19 protein-coding genes are annotated in these 18392 nt (G+C 69.7%); 14 read left to right on the top strand and 5 right to left on the bottom strand.

Annotated features, from left to right (window positions below; all coding sequences use genetic code 11):
• Positions 1-80 precede the first annotated feature (80 nt).
• From AB0L64_RS39215 to AB0L64_RS39185, 7 genes are all read left to right on the top strand, one after another.
• Positions 81-1289: an acetyl-CoA C-acetyltransferase gene (locus AB0L64_RS39215; protein WP_363718043.1), complete on the top strand. Its 1209-nt coding sequence runs from the start codon at positions 81-83 to the stop codon at positions 1287-1289.
• Between the two features lie 100 nt (positions 1290-1389).
• Positions 1390-2178, top strand: a complete 789-nt coding sequence (locus tag AB0L64_RS39210; RefSeq protein ID WP_363718042.1) for a CoA transferase subunit A — start codon at positions 1390-1392, stop codon at positions 2176-2178.
• 155 nt (positions 2179-2333) lie between these two features.
• Positions 2334-3206 carry a helix-turn-helix transcriptional regulator gene (locus tag AB0L64_RS39205; protein ID WP_363718041.1) on the top strand — a complete coding sequence of 291 codons (873 nt, stop codon included), beginning with the start codon at positions 2334-2336 and terminating at the stop codon, positions 3204-3206.
• Positions 3206-3991, top strand: coding sequence for an aldo/keto reductase (locus AB0L64_RS39200; protein ID WP_363718040.1), 786 nt, complete (start codon positions 3206-3208; stop codon positions 3989-3991). Before AB0L64_RS39205 ends, AB0L64_RS39200 begins: the two co-directional genes overlap by 1 nt.
• Positions 3992-4013: 22 nt before the next feature.
• Positions 4014-4382 carry a DUF2255 family protein gene (locus AB0L64_RS39195; protein ID WP_363718039.1) on the top strand — a complete coding sequence of 123 codons (369 nt, stop codon included), beginning with the start codon at positions 4014-4016 and terminating at the stop codon, positions 4380-4382.
• Positions 4383-4487: 105 nt separating this feature from the next.
• Positions 4488-4676: a hypothetical protein gene (locus AB0L64_RS39190; protein ID WP_363718038.1), complete on the top strand. Its 189-nt coding sequence runs from the start codon at positions 4488-4490 to the stop codon at positions 4674-4676.
• 101 nt (positions 4677-4777) lie between these two features.
• Positions 4778-5746, top strand: coding sequence for a hypothetical protein (locus AB0L64_RS39185; RefSeq protein ID WP_363718037.1), 969 nt, complete (start codon positions 4778-4780; stop codon positions 5744-5746).
• Positions 5747-5797: 51 nt separating this feature from the next.
• On the opposite strand, the gene AB0L64_RS39180 is transcribed toward AB0L64_RS39185, so the two are convergent.
• Genes AB0L64_RS39180 through AB0L64_RS39165 form a run of 4 tightly spaced genes read right to left on the bottom strand, consistent with a single transcriptional unit; the run spans position 5798 to position 10297 of the window.
• Complete coding sequence (locus AB0L64_RS39180) at positions 5798-7129, bottom strand: glycoside hydrolase family 32 protein (RefSeq protein WP_363718036.1); 1332 nt, start codon at positions 7127-7129, stop codon at positions 5798-5800.
• On the bottom strand, positions 7126-7965 hold the full coding sequence (locus AB0L64_RS39175; RefSeq protein WP_363718035.1) for a carbohydrate ABC transporter permease: 840 nt from the start codon (positions 7963-7965) through the stop codon (positions 7126-7128). Before AB0L64_RS39175 ends, AB0L64_RS39180 begins: the two co-directional genes overlap by 4 nt.
• The gene (locus tag AB0L64_RS39170; protein ID WP_363718034.1) at positions 7962-8894 is read right to left on the bottom strand and encodes a sugar ABC transporter permease; all 933 of its coding nucleotides are present in this window, start codon (positions 8892-8894) and stop codon (positions 7962-7964) included. Before AB0L64_RS39170 ends, AB0L64_RS39175 begins: the two co-directional genes overlap by 4 nt.
• A complete protein-coding gene (locus tag AB0L64_RS39165) occupies positions 8894-10297 on the bottom strand; it encodes a sugar ABC transporter substrate-binding protein (RefSeq protein ID WP_363718033.1) in 1404 nt (467 codons plus the stop codon). Before AB0L64_RS39165 ends, AB0L64_RS39170 begins: the two co-directional genes overlap by 1 nt.
• A 161-nt stretch (positions 10298-10458) precedes the next feature.
• Between AB0L64_RS39165 and AB0L64_RS39160 the strand changes: the two genes are divergently transcribed.
• Genes AB0L64_RS39160 through AB0L64_RS39150 form a run of 3 tightly spaced genes read left to right on the top strand, consistent with a single transcriptional unit; the run spans position 10459 to position 13951 of the window.
• Positions 10459-11517 carry a LacI family DNA-binding transcriptional regulator gene (locus AB0L64_RS39160; protein WP_363718032.1) on the top strand — a complete coding sequence of 353 codons (1059 nt, stop codon included), beginning with the start codon at positions 10459-10461 and terminating at the stop codon, positions 11515-11517.
• Positions 11514-12962: a glycoside hydrolase gene (locus AB0L64_RS39155; protein WP_363718031.1), complete on the top strand. Its 1449-nt coding sequence runs from the start codon at positions 11514-11516 to the stop codon at positions 12960-12962. The genes AB0L64_RS39160 and AB0L64_RS39155 overlap by 4 nt, the downstream gene beginning before the upstream one ends.
• Positions 12963-12988: 26 nt before the next feature.
• Positions 12989-13951, top strand: coding sequence for a family 43 glycosylhydrolase (locus AB0L64_RS39150; protein ID WP_363718030.1), 963 nt, complete (start codon positions 12989-12991; stop codon positions 13949-13951).
• Here the strand turns inward: AB0L64_RS39150 and AB0L64_RS39145 are convergent.
• On the bottom strand, positions 13948-14637 hold the full coding sequence (locus AB0L64_RS39145; RefSeq protein WP_363718029.1) for a GAF and ANTAR domain-containing protein: 690 nt from the start codon (positions 14635-14637) through the stop codon (positions 13948-13950). The two genes, AB0L64_RS39150 and AB0L64_RS39145, sit on opposite strands and share 4 nt — an antisense overlap.
• 199 nt (positions 14638-14836) lie before the next feature.
• On the opposite strand from AB0L64_RS39145, the gene AB0L64_RS39140 reads away from it, so the two are divergent.
• From AB0L64_RS39140 to AB0L64_RS39125, 4 genes are all read left to right on the top strand, one after another.
• Complete coding sequence (locus AB0L64_RS39140) at positions 14837-15475, top strand: ANTAR domain-containing protein (RefSeq protein ID WP_363718028.1); 639 nt, start codon at positions 14837-14839, stop codon at positions 15473-15475.
• 238 nt (positions 15476-15713) lie between these two features.
• On the top strand, positions 15714-16106 hold the full coding sequence (locus AB0L64_RS39135; protein WP_363718027.1) for an STAS domain-containing protein: 393 nt from the start codon (positions 15714-15716) through the stop codon (positions 16104-16106).
• On the top strand, positions 16093-17394 hold the full coding sequence (locus tag AB0L64_RS39130) for a SpoIIE family protein phosphatase (RefSeq protein WP_363718026.1): 1302 nt from the start codon (positions 16093-16095) through the stop codon (positions 17392-17394). The genes AB0L64_RS39135 and AB0L64_RS39130 overlap by 14 nt, the downstream gene beginning before the upstream one ends.
• The gene (locus tag AB0L64_RS39125) at positions 17391-18380 is read left to right on the top strand and encodes a cobalamin-dependent protein (RefSeq protein ID WP_363718025.1); all 990 of its coding nucleotides are present in this window, start codon (positions 17391-17393) and stop codon (positions 18378-18380) included. Before AB0L64_RS39130 ends, AB0L64_RS39125 begins: the two co-directional genes overlap by 4 nt.
• The last annotated feature ends 12 nt before the right edge of the window (positions 18381-18392 follow it).

Here is an 18392-nt window from a genome sequence, read left to right as displayed (position 1 = left end):
GTGATTGATACTGGCAGAGTCTCAGTCGAGCGTAAATGAGTATTTCTCCATATCGGTCCTGGCGGCCTACCGTCGAGGGCATGAGCGATGTGGTGATCTGCGAACCGATCCGTACCCCGGTGGGCCGCTTCGGCGGTGCGCTGGCCGCGCTGTCGGCCGCCGACCTCGCCACGGCCGCTCTCACCGAACTCGTCCGCCGGACCGGTCTGGGCGAAGGTGATGTCGACGACGTCGTGCTCGGCCAGTGCTACCCGAACGGCGAGGCGCCGGCGATCGGGCGGATCGCCGCCCTCGACGCGGGCCTCGGCGTCGGCGTACCCGGGGTGCAGGTCGACCGCCGCTGCGGATCGGGCCTGCAGGCCGTGCTGTACGCGGCAGGCATGGTCGCCACCGGGGCGGCTCGGCTGGTTGTTGCCGGCGGCACCGAGTCGATGTCGCAGGTCGAGCACTACGCGCTCGGTCTGCGGACCGGCGTCCGCGGCAGTGTGGAGCTGAGCGACCGCCTGATTCGGGCCAGGGAAACGGCCGGCGGCAAGTTTCATCCGGTGCCGGGCGGGATGCTGGAGACGGCCGAGAACGTCCGCCGCGATTACGGCATCTCCCGTGCGGAGCAGGATGCGGTCGCGCTGCGGTCCCACCAGCGCGCCGTCGCCGCGCAGGCCGAAGGCCGGTTCGCCGACGAGGTGGTGCCGGTGGAGGTTCCTGGCCGGCGCGGTACGAGCACGCTCGTCACCGCCGACGAGCACCCGCGTCCCGACACTTCGCTCGAGGGCCTCGCCGCGCTTCGGCCGGTCATGCTCGCACAAGACCCCGGCGCGACCGTCACCGCGGGCAACGCCAGCGGGCAGAACGACGGCGCCGCCGTCTGCGTCGTCACCACCCGAAAGGAGGCTGAGCGCCGCGGCCTTCGCCCGCTCGTGGCACTGCGCTCGTGGGCGGTCGCTGGTGTGGGGCCTGAGGTGATGGGGATCGGTCCGGTGCCGGCCACCGCCGCGGCCCTCGCGCGCGCCGACCTCACCCTCGACGACCTGGACCTGATCGAGCTCAACGAGGCGTTCGCGTCCCAGGTCCTCGCCTGCCTGCGCGAGTGGAAGGTCGACCCGCTCGACGAGCGCCTGAACCCGAACGGCTCCGGGATCTCCCTCGGCCACCCCGTCGGTGCCACCGGCGCGCGGATCCTGGCCACCCTGTCCCGCGAACTCCACCGGCGCGACGGCCGGTACGCCCTGGAGACCCTCTGCATCGGCGGTGGTCAGGGCATCGCCGCGATCTTCGAGGCCGTCCGGTGAAGCTCGCGTGCGCGGTCAGCCGCCCGGACGCGCCGATGGAGGCCGAACGGGCCGACGCGGTGACGCCGGCCGTCATCGCCTATCTCCCGGAGGACGGCTCGTGAGCCTCGACAAGGTCGTCGCCACCCCGGCGCAGGCGGTCGCGGACATCCCGGACGGTTCGAGTGTCGCGGTCGGCGGGTTCGGGCTGGCCGGGATCCCGTGGTTCCTGATCGAGGCGCTGCTGGAGCAGGGCGCCGGTGATCTGACCGTGGTGTCGAACAACTGCGGGGTCGACGGTGCCGGACTCGGCCTGCTGCTCGAACGCCGGCGGATCAGCCGGGTGATCGCGTCGTACGTGGGGGAGAACAAGGAGTTCGCCCGGCAGTACCTCGCGGGCGAGCTGACCGTCGAACTCACACCGCAGGGCACGCTCGCCGAGCGGCTGCGCGCGGGTGGCGCCGGGATCGGCGCGTTCTTCACCCCGACCGGCGTCGGCACGCTGGTCTCCGAGGGCGGGCTGCCGTGGCGGTACGCGCCGGACGGCACCGTCGCGGTCGCCTCACCGGCCAAGGAGGTGCGGACGATCCAGGGCCGGGACATGGTGCTCGAGGAGGCGATCGTCACCGACGTCGCCCTGGTCCGCGCGGCAGTCGCCGACCGGGCCGGCAACTGCGTGTTCCACGCTTCGGCCCGCAACTTCAACCCGGTCGCGGCGATGGCCGGCCGGCTGACGATCGTCGAGGCCGAGCAGGTCGTCGAGGTCGGCGAGCTTGCCCCTGACGCGATTCACCTGCCAGGTGTTTTCGTGCAGCGCGTCGTACCGCTGACGGCAGAGCAGGCCGGCCGGAAGTCGATCGAGAAACGTACGACCCGGCCGCGGGAGGTTCGACGTGCCGTGGACGCGTGATCAGGTGGCTGCCCGAGCGGCCGCCGTGCTGAGCGACGTCGTACTTCGACTCCGCGACCAGCTTCGCGATGATCCGCGGCGCCCGTCACGCTCACCTGGTCAGAGGGGTACTGACAGGGTCTGGTAGGTGCGTGGCGACGACGTAGCGTGAAGGTATGGCCGTCAACAACGACCTGCGGGAGTTTCTCACCACCCGTCGGGCAAGGCTCACCCCCGATCAGGCCGGTCTACCCGTGTACGGCGCGAACCGGCGGGTAGCCGGCCTCCGGCGCGAAGAGGTCGCCCTGCTTGCCGGGATCAGCGTCGAGTACTACACCCGCCTGGAGCGCGGAAGTGCCGGCAGCGTCTCGGAGAGCGTCCTCGACGGGCTCGTGCACGCGCTGCAGCTCGACGAGGCCGAGCGCGACTACCTCTACCGCCTGGTCCGTACGGCGGCCACACCCGCGACTCACGCACCGCGCCGTACGCCGGGGAAGAAGCGTGTGCGTCCGGTCGTCCAGCGCATTCTCGACCAGATGCCGATGCCGGCGTATCTGCGCAACAGTCGCTTCGACGTGCTCGCCGCCAACGACCTGGGCCGAGCCCTGTACAGCCCGCTGTACGACCAGGCTGGGCCTCACAGGCCGCCCAACAGCGCCCGCTTCTGCTTCCTGGACCCCAGTGCGACAGAGTTCTTCGTCGACTACGACAAGGCAGCCAACGACTGTGTAGCGTTCCTGCGGGCCGCGGCCGGAAGCGATCCCTACGACAAGGATCTCTCCGACCTCGTGGGCGAGCTGTCCACCCGCAGCGAGGACTTCCGCCGCCGCTGGGCCGCCCATGACGTCCGCTACCACCGCACCGGCCGCAAACGCTTCCACCACCCGGTCGTCGGCGACATCGAGCTCGACTACGAAGCGTTCGAGCTCGCCGGCGATCCCGGCCAGCGCGTCAACATCTACACCGCACCCCCCGACTCGCCTGCCGAGGAGGCACTGAACCTCCTCGCCAGTTGGACCGTACGCGAGCCCCTCCGAAGGACTCTTTGATGCAGACCCTGACGCTCAACAACGGTGTCCAGATGCCCGCGCTCGGCCTCGGCGTGTTCCAGACGCCGCCCGACGAGACCCGTGCCGCCGTCGCGGCCGCTCTCGATCTCGGCTACCGCCATATCGACACCGCCGCGGCGTACGGCAACGAGCGCGAGGTGCACGGGTTCGCCAAGAGCGCGGGCAAGCTCGGCGTCGAGCAGATCGACCTGCTGATCCTCCACCAGGCGCTGCCGAGCGATTTCGGCCGGACGCTAGAGGCGTACCGTGCCCTGGAGAAGCTCCTTGCCGACGGCAAGGTCCGCGCGATCGGCGTCAGCAACTTCATGGTCGACCACCTCCGCGCGCTCCTCGACGCGACCACCGTGGTCCCGGCGATGAATCAGTTGGAGATCCACCCGTACTTCCAGCAGCGCGAGGTTCAGGCGTTCGACCGCGACCACGGCATCCTCAACCAGGCCTGGTCGCCGATCGGCGGCATCACCTTCTACCGCGACAGCGGCCACGCCAGCGCCCTCGAAGATCCCGTCATCGGCAGCATCGCCGCCGCCCACCGCAAGTCATCGGCCCAGGTCATGCTCCGGTGGGGCCTCCAGCAGGGCCGCTCGGTCATCCCCAAGTCGACCAGGCCCGCGAGAATCGCCGAGAACCTCGACGCCTTCGACTTCGAACTCACGCCCGGCGAACTCGCCACCCTCGACACCCTCGAAACCGGCAAACGCGGCGGCCCCGAGCCCGACGACATCACCCTGACCGCCTTCGGCCGCCCGATCCCCGAGGCCTGACCCGCACAGTGGAGGCGGAAACGTGAGTACTTGGACTGCTGACGAGTTGAACACCCTGGACCGGCTCGGCGAGATCCGCGTCGCCGGGCGTCGCCTGGACGGATCGCTGCGCACGCTGACGATCGTGTGGCACGTCGTCGTCGACCGAAAGCTGTACGTGCGATCGGTGCGCGGCGCCGAGGGTGGCTGGTACAAGGGGGTCGTCCGGCATCACGAAGGTGCGATCGCGTGGGACGGGACGACCAGGGAGGTCACTTACGTGCCGGACGACACGGCCGACGACCGGATCGACGCGGCCTATTTCGCCAAGTACGGCAACGGATCGCCCAGCCGCGCGATCACGAACGCCGCGGCGAGAGCCACCACGCTGCGCGTCGAACCACGGGAATGAAGTGGCCGTTGGCAACGGATAGCGATGACATCGGGTAGTTGGTTGATTACTCTGTGATCTGTTGTGTGCGCGACTGCCGACAGGAGACGGGGACCGTCCGGGTCGGTGCTGCCGGCAACGGCTGAGGCCGGCACCGTCCAATGCGGTACGGCGTTGCTGCCCGAAGGGGCGGGCATTTCGGGGACCATCACCGCGACCGTGGTCGCCGGGTACACCGGCACCCTGGAGAACATCCACGCCATCGCCGTACACAACGCCGGTCCGTCGTCCGCGGCCGGAGTGCGCCGGGTCTGAGGCCGTGCAGCTTGCTGCAACCCTGTATTCAAAGGGCCTTGGGCTCGGCTATAGTCGGCCGATCTCGAGCTCTTCGAGATGACACTGGAGGGGGAACTCCTATGAAACTGCAGCGCTTTGCGCTCTCGTTGGCCGGCGCGGGCCTGCTCGCGGCCGCGGCCGCATCCGCCCCGGCCGCAGCGAGCGGCCAGGCCGACCCGAAGCCGTACTTCTCGGAACGAACCGCCCGGCCGCTGTCCGCGAAGGCCGCGGTCGCCGCCACGCCGTGCGTCAGCGCGGTCGGCGTGCCCACCGCGGCGGGCACCATGCAGGAGATCGACGCGACGCCGTCCAGGCCGCCCACGCTGCCGCAGGCCGACATCTTCGAGCCGTTCGCGTTCGTCGGCACCCGCGCGGACGCGACCTGGTACTTCGCGACCAACGCCACGCAGACCCAGTTCTACTACTACGGTCTGCTGCTGCAGGGCGGGAACCTCTACCGGCACACGACGTACCTGCCGACCGACGAGGAGAAGCCGCCGGTGCCGACCTTCAAGAAGGTCGGGTCGGGCTGGACCAGCTTCAAGTCGATCGCGACCTCCAACTACAGCGTCGCCCAGCCGCGGCACGCGTACCTGTACGGCCTGAACACCAACAACAGCCTGTACCGCTACGCCATCGTCGGCGCCGGATTCAAGGCCCTCGGCCCGATCCCGGGCTTCCGCGGCTTCAAGGCGATGACGGTGATCAGCGAGACCGCGACGTACGACACGCTGCTGATGACCACGACCACCGGCGCGCTGTGGACCGCGCACATCCCGGTCGCGGCGGGCGCCAAGCCGGTCATGAAGCTGATCCGCTCCACCGGCTTCGCGCAGTACGAGTCCATCGTCGCGCAGGGCTGCGGCACCCGCGGCGGCACGCTGCTCGTGTTCGCCGACCACGACACCCAGACCGCCGACCAGTACGCGATGAGCAAGGCGAACGGCACCGCGACCGCGATCACCAAGTACGGCAAGATCCCAGCCACCTTCAACGGCGTCACGCACGTGTCGCTGACCACGCACTACGAACAACTGGTCGGCGAGTAGTCACACCCACCTGGTGCCGCGCCGGTCGAACCGGCGCGGCATCAGTCGTTGTCAGCTGTCGAGCGTCCAGAAGCGGGCCGTCGCCGGCGCCTCGACCCGCCAGACCGGCGGCGACGTCGGGTAGACCCGCGTACTCAGGACGCGGCCCGCGCTGGTGAAGATTTCGAGCACCGACCCGTCGAGGAAGATCCGCGCCGCCGGCCGGCCCGAGGCCGGGTCGAAGGCGTCGCTGACCCTCATACTGTCGCGGTGGCTGTGCGGGCCGAGGCCGGCCTGGGAGCGGTCGACCGTCAGCGTGTCGGTGTCGAGCTCGATCACCACACGCTCCTGGTCGCTGAAGTGGATCACGACCCGCCCCGGCCCTTCCGGTACGGCGATCTCGCACTGCGGCCCCGTCGTACAACCGTCGGCGGGCACGCCAGGCCCCGTCCGCAGGGTGTCGACCGTCGGAACCGGGGCGCTCCGGAGTGACGAATCGGCCCCGAGCCAGACGACGCGGGGCAGCGAGATGACCCCCGCCCAGTCGTCGTTCCACCCGGGGCGGTCGCGCCCCTCGGTCAGCCAGCCGAACAACAGCGGGCCGAACCGGCTGTCACGCAAGGCCGACGCGGCGTAGAAGTTCGTCCCGTGATCGACCCGCTGTGGAGCCGGCGGCCCGTCGACGCCGAACGACAGCGCCTCGCCGGGACCGCCCTCCGGTGACCACGAGGAGACCACCGCGATCCGCCGGCCGTCGATCGTCAGCATCTGCGGACATTCCCACGCGGCGCCGGTGTCCTCGCCGTCCACGACGCCGCGAGGCAGTTCGGCGAGCGGTCCGGCGTCCGTCCAGTGCTCCAGATCGTCCGACCGGTACGACGCGATGCTCGCGCCGCGTCCGGCGTACCCGGCGCCGACCGCCATCCACCACGAATCGTCCTCCCGCCAGACGAACGGGTCGCGGAACATGATCGCGCCGTCGGACGGGTCGGGCACCACCTGGCGCGGCGGCCCGAACGACGCGCCGCCGTCGTCGGACACCGCGGTGAGGACCGACTGGTACGGGCGCTCCTCGACCCGGCCCGAGTAGAAGGCCCGGATCCGGCCGTCGTCGAGCACCGTGTTGCCGGACCAGCAGCCGTCGGTGTCCGGACCGCCCGGCCGGGGCGCCATCGCGGGCCGGTGCAGCGTCCAGCGGACGTAGTCGGTCGACGTCGCATGACCCCACTCGACCGGGGCCTGCAGGTCGAGCACCGGCCGCGACTGGAAGTACAGATGGACGTCGTTGCCGAGCTCGATCGGCCCGTTCGGGTCATTGAGATAGCCGCGCGGCGGCCGGACGTGGAACGCGGGACGGAGATGCGCGACCGTGCCGGCCGATCGGGCGGACTGGATCTGGGTCACCGTGAAGCTCCTGCCGTGATTCCTGCGATGAAGTACCTCTGGGCGAAGACGAACAGCACGACGCTCGGCAGGATCGCGAGCACGACACCGGCCAGCACGACCGAGATCGAACCGGTGCCGAGATTGCCCTGCAGACCGACCAGGCCGAGCGGCAGCGTGAAGCTGTCCTGCGACTGCAGGAAGATCAGCGGCCGGTAGAACTCCGCCCAGAAGCCGGAGAAGTTCAGGATCGCGAGCGTCGCGATCGCCGGGCCGGCCATCTTGGCGTAGATCATCAGGAAGGTCTGGAAGTGCCCGGCGCCGTCGATCCGTGCGGCCTCGCCCAGTTCGCGGGGCATCTGCAGGAAGTACTGCCGCATCAGGAAGGTGCCGAACGCGCTGCCGAGCGCCGAGACCACCAGCGACAACGGGCTGTCGGACAGGCCGAGGTACCGGACGATCACGAACACCGGGATGATGATCGTCTGCAGCGGCACCATCATCGTGGCCAGGAAGATTCCGAAGATCACCGAGCGCCCCGGGAAGCTGACCATCGCGAACGCGTACCCCGACAGCGTGCAGGTGATGGTCTGGCCGATCACGATCAGCCCGGTGACGACCACGCTGTTGACGAAGAACCGGCCGATCGGGATCCGGTCGAAGACCGCGCCGTAGTTGGAGAAGTCCGGGTGCAGCGAGAACCACTGCGGCGGGTTGGTGAACGCCTCGGCCGGTGTCCGCAGCGACGTGGTGACCGTCCACAGCAACGGGCCGAGGGCAACCATCGCGGCGATCACCAGGATCGCGGCGCCGGTGACGCGGCCGATCCGGGCGAGGGTCGTGGTGGAGTGGATCATTGGTAGAACACCAGCTTTCGTGCCGCGAGGAACTGCAGCCCGGTGATCACCAGGATCGCGGCCAGCAGCACGATCGCGATCGCGGAGCCGTAGCCGAACTGCAGGTTCTGGAAGCCCTTCTGGTACATCGCGATCGTGACCGTCGTGGTCGCCGATCCCGGGCCGCCCTTGGTCATGATGTACGGCTGGTCGAACAGCTGCATCGCGTTGATCAGGGCAACCACCGCGGCGAACAGGATCGTCGGGCTGATCAGCGGGATCTTGATCCGCAGCAAGGTCCGCAACGGTCCGGCGCCGTCGATCTGGGACGCCTCCAGGACATCGGCCGGCACCGACATCAGCGCGGCCACGAACAGCACGAACGTGAACCCGGCCTGCTGCCACACCGCGATCAGCACGATCGTGGTCGCGGCCGCGAAACCGTTGGTCAGCCATGGCACGTTCGGGATCCCGAGCAGGCCGAGGTAGTAGTTCACGACGCCGAACTTGTAGTCGAACAGATAGCCCATGAAGATCGACACGGCCGCCGTCGACGCAAGCAGCGGGAGGTAGAACGCGGTCCGGAACACCGTCCGCGCCCAGATCAGCCGGCGCTGGTTGACCAGGACCGCGAGCCCCAGCCCGACGGTCAGCTGCAGGACGACGATCGCGAGCGCCATGCCGAGCGTCACGCCGAACGACTTGAGCACCGGGCCGTCGGTGAACAGCCGCCGGTAGTTCTCCAGCCCGACGAATTCCGGCGACGAGATGACATCCCAGGAGAAGAACGACAAGCCGAGCGACGCGACGATCGGGATCGCGGTGAAGACCGCGACGAACAGCACCGACAACCCGATCATCGCGAACCCGAACCGTGTCTCCCCGTGCGAGCTCGGGTGGCTGCGCGGCTTCACCGCCGTCCGCCGTACCTCCGCGGTGACGGCAGTCATCAGCCGGCCCCCGCAGCCTTCTCGAGGTCGGACTGCAACCCGTCGAGGGCCGCCTTGGCGTTGCCGGACGAGATCGCCTCGGTGGTGCGCTGGTTGAGCGCGGTCGCGAGCGCGTTGTAGTACGGCGGAGCCGGGATCGGGGCGGTGTCCGGGTGCTTGGTCAGCGTGTCGTAGAAGACCGACCAGTGCTTCGGGCCCGTCTTCGCGTACCGCGCGGCCGTCACCAGGGACTTGCGGCCGGGCGTGGTGACGTTGCCCGGGAACACCAGGTCGAACGTTTCCGGCTTCACCAGTAGCTTCAGGACCTCCCAGGCCAGGTCCTTCTTCTTCGACGACTTGAAGATCGCGTATCCGCCGGCGCCGAACAGGTGCCGCTGGCTCTTCCACTTCGGGAACATCGTGACGTCGAAGCTGCCGTTCTTCATCCCGGCGTTGGTCAGGCCGCCGGCCCAGAAGCCGCCGCCGATCGACATCCCGATCCGGTTCGACGCGAACAGGCCCTGCAGCGTGCCGCCACCGCCGACGTCGGGCGACGGCGACAGGCCCTTCCTGGTCAGCTCGATCATGTAGTTCAGCGCCTCGACGGTGGCCTCGGAGTTAGCGGTCGGCGCGCCCCACTTCCAGCCGCCCTTGCGGCCCGCGGCGGCCGCGTCACCGGCGTACGCCTTGCTCCACAGCCAGTCGCCGCCGTCGTACTTGCCCTCCTCGAGCAGGTTGGCGTTGTTGGCGTACATGAACGACGTCCAGCTGCCCCAGAGCCGGACCACCCAGCCGAAGGCGTTGACGCCCTGGAACTTCGCGATCTTGGTCGCGGCCGCCTCGAAGTCGTCGAGGGTCCAGTTTTCGCTCGGCGGTACGACGCCGGCGCGCTGGAACAAGCCGGTGCTGTAGAACATGTTCCCGGCGTTGAAGCTGTCCGGGAGCTCCCACAGGTGGCCCTGGTACATCATCGACTCGACCAGGGCCGGGTGGATGTCGGCGAAGTACTCCTTCAGCGCGTCGAGGTCCTTGGTGACGTAGTCGTCGAGCGGGACCGCGAGCTCCTTGGACGCCATCAGTTGCAGGCCCTCGGTGGCGACGCTGATGATGTCCGGCGGCGTCCCGGCGGCGATCTGGGTCAGCACCTTCGCCAGGAAGTCGTTCCAGTCGGTGCCGTTGATGGCCGAGATCTCGAACTTGATGCTCGCGTCGAGCTTGGCGATCTGCGGCTGCAGGCGGTTCTGCAGCTGGGTGGCCGCGGCCTGCTCACCGAAGTACAGCATCTTCAGCGATTTCGGCGAGCTGCCGCCGTCCTTGCCGCAGGCGGCCAGATCGGCCAGTGCGGCCAGGCTGAGACCACCGGCTCCGGCCTTCAGCAGAGTACGGCGGGCGAGCGCGCCGCCGGGCGGACGAGTACCTGTCATCTGGGTTCCTCCTTGACCGCGCGGGCGGCCCGGCAAGGCCGCCCAATACGTATTGACCCGGGACCGTAGCAGCGGTGTGCGGTGTGACGCAATACGTATTGGGTCGATCTGTGATAGGAAAATGACGGCGGCGACGAGGCCGCGCAGCGCAGAGGGGGACCATGGCGAAGCAGCCGGCCGGCCGGCCGAAACGGGTCACGATGACCGACGTCGCGCGTCGTGCGGGGGTGTCCCAGCCGACGGTCTCGTTCGTGCTCAACGACCGTCGTGACGTCGCGGTGGCCGAGGAGACCCGGCGGCGCGTCCTCGAGGCTGCGGCCGAGCTCGAGTTCGTCCCGAACCGGGCCGCGCAGCTGCTGCGGTCGAACAAGTCGTTCACGGTCGGCGTCGTGACGAGCGGCATCGTCTCCCAGCCGTATGCGGGTCTGATCGTGCTCGGCCTGCAACAGGTCGTCCAGCCGGCCGGGTACGTGTGCATGGTCGTCGACACCACCGACGACCCGGGACAGGGTGACGACGCCGTGGCGAGCCTGGTCGGGCAGGGCGTCGCCGCGATCGTGTACGCGTCACTTTCGCCGAAGCCGTTGCACCGCAGCCCGCGCCTCGACGGGATCCGGACGATCTTCGTGAACTGCTGGCCGGAGGAGGGGCACGCCGACACGGTCCTGCTCGCCGACGAGTACGCCGGTGGGCGCGCCGCGGCCGCATCGGTCTTCGACCGCGGGCACCGCGACGTCGCCTTCCTCGGCGGTATGCGGAACGACTACGCCTGCAAGGAGCGCCGCCGCGGCTTCGACGACGCCGCCCGTGCGGCCGGTCTGCGGCCGGCCGACCTCGTCCACCGGTACGGCAACTACCAGATCGGCTCCGGGTACGACCTCGCGACCGAGGTGGTGGCGGAGCACGGATCGACCGCGCTCGTGTGCGGCAACGACCGGATGGCGATCGGTGCGCTGCTCGCCGCGCACGCGCTCGGCCTGGAGTGCCCGCGCGACATCAGCATCGTGGGCTTCGACGACCAGCCTGACGTCGCGGACCAGGTCCGCCCGGGGCTGACCACCGCCGCACTGCCGCACCTGATGCTCGGCCGCCGCGCGGGGGAGCTGGTGCTGTCCCCGCCCGACGAGGCCCCAGAGCGGATCATCGTCGACTGCGAGCTGATCGAGCGCGACTCGGTCGGCGATCCGCCGCGCCGGCGCCGGCGCGGGACGCCGCAATGATCCACTGGCGCCCGTCGTCGGGCTTCGTCGGTGACGTGATTCCGTTCAGTCATGCCGGGCGGATCTGGTTGTTCTACCTGCTCGACGAGCGGCCCGACGACCCAACCGCAGGGGAGGGTGGGATGCCCTGGGCGTTGCTGTCGACAACGGATTTCGTGCACTACACGGACCACGGCGTCGTCCTGCCGGCCGGTGGTCGCGACGACGAGGACTTCGACTGCTACACGGGAAGTGTGGTCGCCGACGGGGACCGGCTGCATCTGTTCTACACCGGCCACAATCCGCGGCGCGGCGATGCGGACGGCTCGTTCCAGGTGGTCTGTCACGCGGTCAGCGACGGCGATCCGACGCGCTGGACCAAGCAACCCGCGCTGTCCTTCGGTGCGCCGGAAGGTTTCGTGCCACAGGACTGGCGTGATCCGTTCGTCTACCGGGTCGGTGAAACCTGGCAGCTGGTGCTCGCTGCGCGGTACGCCGATACGCCCGATCGCCGGTGCGGTGTGGTGGCGCGGCTGACGTCGACCGATCTGGAGAAGTGGGAACTCGCGGAGCCGCTGTGGGAGCCGCACCGGTTCATCACCCAGGAGTGCCCGGACGTGTTCCAGTGGGGCGACTGGTGGTACCTGGTCTACTCCGAGTTCACCGACGCGTTCCAGACGCGCTACCGGATCGCGCGCGGTCCCGACGGGCCGTGGCTCGCACCCGCGCGCGACACCGTCGATGGGCGGGCGTTCTACGCGGCCAAATCGGTCGAACACGACGGACGGCGGTTCTTCGTTGGCTGGATCCCTACGAAACAAGGGGATTCGGACACCGGTCCGTGGCAGTGGGCCGGTGACCTCGCCGTCCTCGAGGCGCATCAGGAGGACGACGGCACGCTGGCGTTCGGGTTCCCGCGTGAGGTCGTCGCGGCGCACGGCGACGTACAGGACGTGCAGGTGTCGCCGCTCGACCGCGCGGATGCCGTACCGGGGCAGGGCGCGATCGACCGGTACGCCGCTTGGATCGGTGAACCCGTTCCCGAGCGGTGCCTGATCACGCTGACCGTCGACATCGATGCCGGAACGCAGTCGTTCGGCTTGCTGCTGCACGCCGGGCCGGACGGCGAGGACGCGACGATCGTCCGCCTGGAGCCACAGGCGAACCGTTTGGTCATGGATCATTGGCCCCGCGGCCGCACGGGCGCTGCGCAGTGGCAGGTTCGCGGCGACGTGCCGTACGTCGTGGAGCTCGAGCGTGCCTGCCCGCTGCCGCCTGGGCGGCATACGGTGCAGCTGCTGCTGGACGGGACGACCGGTCAGGTCGTGGTCGACAACCGGGTCGCGCTGAGCTTCCGCCGGTACGACTTGGGGCTTGGGCAGCTGGGCCTGTTCGTCACAGACGGCGGGTTCGGCTTGGTGGCTCTGAAGGTGGCCCGGTGGCCGGGGTACATTGCAGCACCTTGACAACCCCGACGCCCACGGGAGTTCGCATGCGCCGTACGCCACTTGTCCTAGGTATCGCCGCCAGTCTGTGCGCAACACTGATGCCGGCGGGTGTCGCCGAGGCGGCCGGGCCGAGCAGTGTGCGCCGGGTCGGCACCGAGGAGTTCGCCGACCCCGGATTCGCGCACTTCGGCTCGAAGTACTACCTGTTCCGGACCGGCGCCGGCTACGGCGCGCGCTGGACGACGAGCAGCGGCTGGTCGGCGGTCCACAAGTCGATGGCGGCGATCCCGGCCTGGGTCGATCACAGCAAGCCGTTGCTGTGGGCACCGGAAGTCTTCCAGAGCTCGGACAGCCGCGGGGCCTTGTACGTCATGTACTTCACCGGCGAGTCCGCGTCCCGGCACGTGCACTGCATCGGCGTCGCGACCTCGCGGCAGCCGGCGGGCAACTACACGCCCGGTGCCAAGCCGGTCGTGTGCTCGCCGTGGGTCTCGCGCGGGTACGAGGCGATCGATCCGGCGGCGTACCGCGCCAAGGACGGCAAGCGGTACCTGATCTACAAGAGCGACTACCGCAACGCGTCCGGCTTCCAGATCCGCGCGGTGCAGATGGACACCCAGACCGGTACGCGGGTCGTCGGCAACAGCATCGCGAAGATCGTCAGCTCGACCAGGATCGAAGGCCCGTCGGTGATCGCGCACGGCGGCAAGGTGTGGTTGTTCGCCTCGCGCGGTGACTACGTCAACTGCTCGTACAACACCGACGTATGGTCCGCGAACACCTTCTGGGGCGGGCGTTTCACACGGGTGAAGACCTTGATGACGACCACGTCGACCCGGCTCTGCGGTCCCGGCGGAGCGACCGTGCTGAACGTCGGCGGGATCACGCGGATCGCGTTCCACGCGTACGTCGACGCCAACCACAACGGGGTGAAGGACTCGAACAAACGGCAGGCGTACACCGGCGTCGTGAAGTGGACCAGCGCCGGCAACCCCTACCTCGGCTAGGTTCGCGCCTTCTTGGCGGTGTCCCGGACCACCCCGGCCGCGACCTCGCGGAGCTTGACGTTGCCGGTCTGCGACGTCCGGACGAGGAACGTGAAGGCCCGGTTCGCGTCGAGCTGGTAGCGCTCCATCAGGATCCCGATGGCGGTGCCGATCGTGGTCCGGCTCTCGAGCGCCTCCGTCATCGTCGACTCCTGCCGGCTCCAGCCCAGCAGGACGGCGGCCCAGTCGGCGTACATGCCCGCGATGTAGTGGGCGTCGGCGTCGAAGGTCTGCGGCTCGTCGGCGTACAGGTTGAGCGCGCCGCGGACCCGCGGTGCGGCCCGGAACTGGAACGAGAGTTGCGAGTGCATCCCGAGGGCGGCGGCCTTCGGACCGTACTGCGGCCACCGGTCGTCGCTCCCCAGGTTGTCGACCTGCACGACCGGCTCGCTGAGCGCCGCGTCGAGGCACGGACCCTCGCCCAGGTCGTACTGCAACTGGTCCACCTCGGCCGCGAGCGGGTCGGTCGGCGCGAGTGTCTCGATCGTGCCGTCGGTGCTGGTCACCGAGATGCTGGCGCCCGTGATGCCGGGGATCGTCGCGACCACGCTGGAGGTGATCAGGTCGAGCGAATCCTCGGCCGTGACCGGCGTTCGCAATGTGTCGGCGACCGTGCCCATCAGGTCGGCCAACTCCGGTAGTTCCATCGCAGTACCCTCGACTCGAATGGTCGGCGGCGCCGACCGGTGGATTCATTGTGCGTCTTCCGGGCCACCGTGCCCAGCACGACCCCACCGGCCGGAACGTGCCCGGACCGGCGGCCTGCGGGGGACGGATCGCCTATGATCCCGACGATCCAGACCAGGACCCGGCGCGCGCCGGTCCACGTTGCCGATGGGGAGTCCGTTGCGAACAGACGACGAGCAGATCGTGCGCCGTAAGGCGGCAGAACTCGCCGACGTGGCGGTGCGGCTCCAGTCCGTCCGGGACACCACGGATCTACTGACAGTGACAGCCGAGCTGGCGGCGGCGTTCTTCGCCTGCCCACTGGTCGGCGTCGCCACGCTCGGTCGCGACGCGGCGCTCCTCGACGTAGCCGGCCCGGCAGCCGATCTGCTCCGCGACGACGCGGCGGCGCCGGCCGGTGCCTTGCGGCGTTCGCTCGAGGCTGGCGAGCCCGTGTCCGCCGACGTACGGGATGCCAGGCGCGTCACGCACGTCCCGTTGATCCCGGGCCGCGGGCGGGCCGTCGGTGTGCTGTCGCTGTACTGGCCCGGCACGGCGACCGACCTGACGTACGTCAGGCCGTTCTCGACCCATGTCGCTGTCGCCATGGAATCGCTGTGGTACCAGCACCGCTTGCACGCGTCGATCGAGACCCACCGCCTGGTCAGCTCGAGCCTCGGGGTGCTGATGGAGCGCTACGGCATCGACAGCCGGGAGGCGTACGAGGTGCTGAGCGGGATCTCGCTGGAGTACAACGTGAAGCTGCCCGAGATCGCCCGCCGGGTCATCGAGGACCGCGACCTGCCGGTCTCCCGCTGACCCTGTCCGCTCCCTGTCCGCTCCCTGTACACGGTCGTGAGCGGACAGTCGCGAGCGCGGCGGCCGGTCGCCGGATGCGGGTGTGTCAGGTTGCCCGCGCCGGGTGGCGGTGATAGTTGTAGGCGAGGTCATCGGTTTAGCCAGCAGCCGAGTATTGGCCCGCGCCTTCGCGCGCGTTGAGCCGTCGGGTTGCCTGCGCCGTCCGTTGCCAGGTGCCCGGCAGGAAGCTGCTGCTGTCATGCTCGATGAAGGTGCCGAACTCGTCCTCGCCACGACCGATGCGGGGTCGTACGTGATGGTCCGGGTCGTGGGCGACCTCGACCTGGAGAGTGCGCCGGTGCTCACCGCCGGCCTGAAGGCCCAGCTCGGACCACGCCCGATCGTGCTCGACCTGAGTGGGGTCGAGTTCATGGACTCCAGCGGCCTCGGCGTCCTGGTCGGTGCGCACAAGGAAGCGGCGGCGCGGGGTGGGGCCCTGGTCCTGGCGGCGCCCAGCCCGCGGGTGCACAAGATCTTCAAGGTCACCAAGCTGCACAAGGTGTTCGCCGTCCACGAGACGCTCGACCAGGCGGTCGAAGCGGTCGTTTCAACGGTTCCGGCCACTGGCTCGGTGACCGATGATCAAGGCTGAGGACACCACCAGCACCGGACACGCACCAGCAACGACCGGGGCTCGGCCCGAGCTCGCGGAGGACATCGCGCTGGCGATGGCCGGCTCACTCAACCTGCGTCGCTCCGTCCTGCAGCTCCTCGACGGGGTACGCCCCGAGGTCGCCGATTGGGCGGTGGTCGCGCTCGCCAGTCCGCAGGGCACCGGCCTCCAGCTGTTCGGGGGCAGCGACGTGACGGCCGAGCTGACCGTCTCGCGGCGGCGTGTGGCCGGCACGGCCCTCGGGCGGGTGCTGACGACCGGTATGCGGGAGCTCTTGCATGTCGCCGCGGGGGTCGAGGACGGCCTGTCCGCGCTCATCCCGCATTCGGTCCTGCGACACGAGGCCGCGTCGCTGCGCCCGGCGGACGTGCTCGCCATCGGCCTGACCGCGCGGGGCGCGACGCTGGGCGCGCTGATCATGGTGCGCGGGCAGGGGCGCGGATTCGGTCCGGACGACATCGCGCTGGCCGAGCGGATCGCCGCCCGGGCGTCGCTGGCGCTGGACTCCGCACGGCTGTACGAACAGCGTGGCGAGATCGCCTCGGCGTTGCACGACAGCCTCGTCCCACCGCCGCTGCCGGACGTGCCCCGTGCCGTGCTCGGGGCGCGCTATCGGCCGGCTGCCGAGCAGCTCGACATCGGCGGTGACTTCTACGACGTCTTCCGCGCGGGGGAGGACTGGCTGATCGCCCTGGGCGACGTCTGCGGCAAGGGTGTGAATGCCGCGGTCCTGACCGGCAGAGCACGTCAGAGTCTTCGGACCGCGGCGCATTTCGAACGCGAACCGGGCGCACTGCTGGGCGCCCTGAGCGCGGTCTTCCACGACGACACGTCGGAGCGTTTCATCACACTGCTCTGCCTGCGCGTTCGCGCCGGGGAGAGTCCCGAGGCCGGGGACCTGGTCGTGGAGGTCGCGTCCGCCGGCCACGCACCACCACTGCTTGTCCGCGCCGACGGCGAGGTCGAGGCCGTCGAGGCGGAAGGCGCGGTGCTGGGCGTCGTCGGCGATGCGCAGTACGTCGCGACCACGGTCCGGCTGGCGCCCGGCGATCAGCTGGTGCTGTACACCGACGGTGTCGAGGAGGCCCGCGGTGAGTCCGGGTTCTACGGCGACGACCGGCTGGCCGAACTGCTGGGTCGGCTCGCCGGTGCCGCACCCGACGTGGTCTGCGCCGCCGTCGAACAGGACGTGGTCGAGCACCTCGCCGGTCGTGCTCATGACGACATCGCCGTGGTGTCGGTCGGCTGCGCGCGGACGACCGCATGAGCGCGACCGATCTCGGAGCGACCCTGACGGCGTTCCAGGACGCCGTGGCGAAGGTCGACGTCACGAACGCACTCGGCGTCGTGGATGCGGCGCTCGCGGACGGTGCGGACCCGATCGCGTTGCTGACCCACGTCGTCGGTCCGGCCCAGCGCGTCGTCGGCGACAAGTGGCAGCGCGGGGAGTGGTCGGTGGCGGACGAGCACGCCGCGACCGCGGTGGCGATGTCCGCGACCGAGACGATCGCACGGGCAGTACGGCGTACGCCGGTGGTTCGGGGGCGGGTCGTCGTGGCGTGCGCCGAGCGCGAATGGCATGCGCTCGCGGCGATGATGATCGACTGCGCGCTGCGTTCCGACGGATGGGAGACGACGCTGCTCGGCGCGTCGACACCGACGCTGCGGCTGAGTCAGTACCTGCAGGATCTCGGCCCGGACGCGGTGGCGGTCAGCTGCTCGGTCCTCGGCTCGCTGCCGACCACACGACGCTTCATCGAGGCGTCGCGGGCCGCGGGGATCCCGGTGCTGGTCGGCGGGCCGGCGTTCGGGACCGACGACCTGCGGGCCACCAGCCTCGGGGCGACCGCCTGGGCCGCCGACGCGGCCCACGCGATCGAGGTCATCCGGACCATGCCCGCCGTGGTGCCGAGGGCGGAACCGCTGCCCGAGGCCGCGGCGGCCGAACAGGCCGCGCTCGAGCTGGCGCACGCGGCCTTGCTCGCCGACCTGACGTCCAGGTGGCCGGGACCGGAGTGCGATCTGGACCCGGATCTGGTCAAAGACTCGATCGAGCAGTTGCTGCACGCGGTCTGGGCTGCGCTGCTGACCACTGACCCGCGTCCGATCTCACAGACCGCGGGCTGGGTCACGGCACTGCTCGAGTTCCGTCACCTGCCACCGGCCTTGGCGACCGGCCTCCGGGACGAACTGACCCGCGCGCTGCGCGACTATCCGCTGGCGAGCTTCCTGTTCGCCACGTCCTGGACCTGAGCGCCGCTCATG

It is taken from the genome of Kribbella sp. NPDC051936, assembly GCF_040680955.1.
Taxonomy (GTDB): Bacteria; Actinomycetota; Actinomycetes; order Propionibacteriales; family Kribbellaceae; genus Kribbella.
This window is presented reverse-complemented; position numbering and strand designations above follow the sequence as displayed.

What these genes read in the sequence shown, in the direction of transcription:
- AB0L64_RS39215 (WP_363718043.1), top strand. Translation starts at nt 81, where the DNA reads ATGAGCGATGTGGTGATCTGCGAACCGATCCGTACCCCGGTGGGCCGC.
- AB0L64_RS39165 (WP_363718033.1), bottom strand. Translation starts at nt 10,297, where the DNA reads ATGACAGGTACTCGTCCGCCCGGCGGCGCGCTCGCCCGCCGTACTCTG.
- AB0L64_RS39160 (WP_363718032.1), top strand. Translation starts at nt 10,459, where the DNA reads ATGGCGAAGCAGCCGGCCGGCCGGCCGAAACGGGTCACGATGACCGAC.
- AB0L64_RS39135 (WP_363718027.1), top strand. Translation starts at nt 15,714, where the DNA reads ATGCTCGATGAAGGTGCCGAACTCGTCCTCGCCACGACCGATGCGGGG.
- AB0L64_RS39145 (WP_363718029.1), bottom strand. Translation starts at nt 14,637, where the DNA reads ATGGAACTACCGGAGTTGGCCGACCTGATGGGCACGGTCGCCGACACA.
- AB0L64_RS39185 (WP_363718037.1), top strand. Translation starts at nt 4,778, where the DNA reads ATGAAACTGCAGCGCTTTGCGCTCTCGTTGGCCGGCGCGGGCCTGCTC.
- AB0L64_RS39200 (WP_363718040.1), top strand. Translation starts at nt 3,206, where the DNA reads ATGCAGACCCTGACGCTCAACAACGGTGTCCAGATGCCCGCGCTCGGC.
- AB0L64_RS39155 (WP_363718031.1), top strand. Translation starts at nt 11,514, where the DNA reads ATGATCCACTGGCGCCCGTCGTCGGGCTTCGTCGGTGACGTGATTCCG.
- AB0L64_RS39205 (WP_363718041.1), top strand. Translation starts at nt 2,334, where the DNA reads ATGGCCGTCAACAACGACCTGCGGGAGTTTCTCACCACCCGTCGGGCA.
- AB0L64_RS39125 (WP_363718025.1), top strand. Translation starts at nt 17,391, where the DNA reads ATGAGCGCGACCGATCTCGGAGCGACCCTGACGGCGTTCCAGGACGCC.
- AB0L64_RS39175 (WP_363718035.1), bottom strand. Translation starts at nt 7,965, where the DNA reads ATGATCCACTCCACCACGACCCTCGCCCGGATCGGCCGCGTCACCGGC.
- AB0L64_RS39150 (WP_363718030.1), top strand. Translation starts at nt 12,989, where the DNA reads ATGCGCCGTACGCCACTTGTCCTAGGTATCGCCGCCAGTCTGTGCGCA.
- AB0L64_RS39170 (WP_363718034.1), bottom strand. Translation starts at nt 8,894, where the DNA reads ATGACTGCCGTCACCGCGGAGGTACGGCGGACGGCGGTGAAGCCGCGC.
- AB0L64_RS39130 (WP_363718026.1), top strand. Translation starts at nt 16,093, where the DNA reads ATGATCAAGGCTGAGGACACCACCAGCACCGGACACGCACCAGCAACG.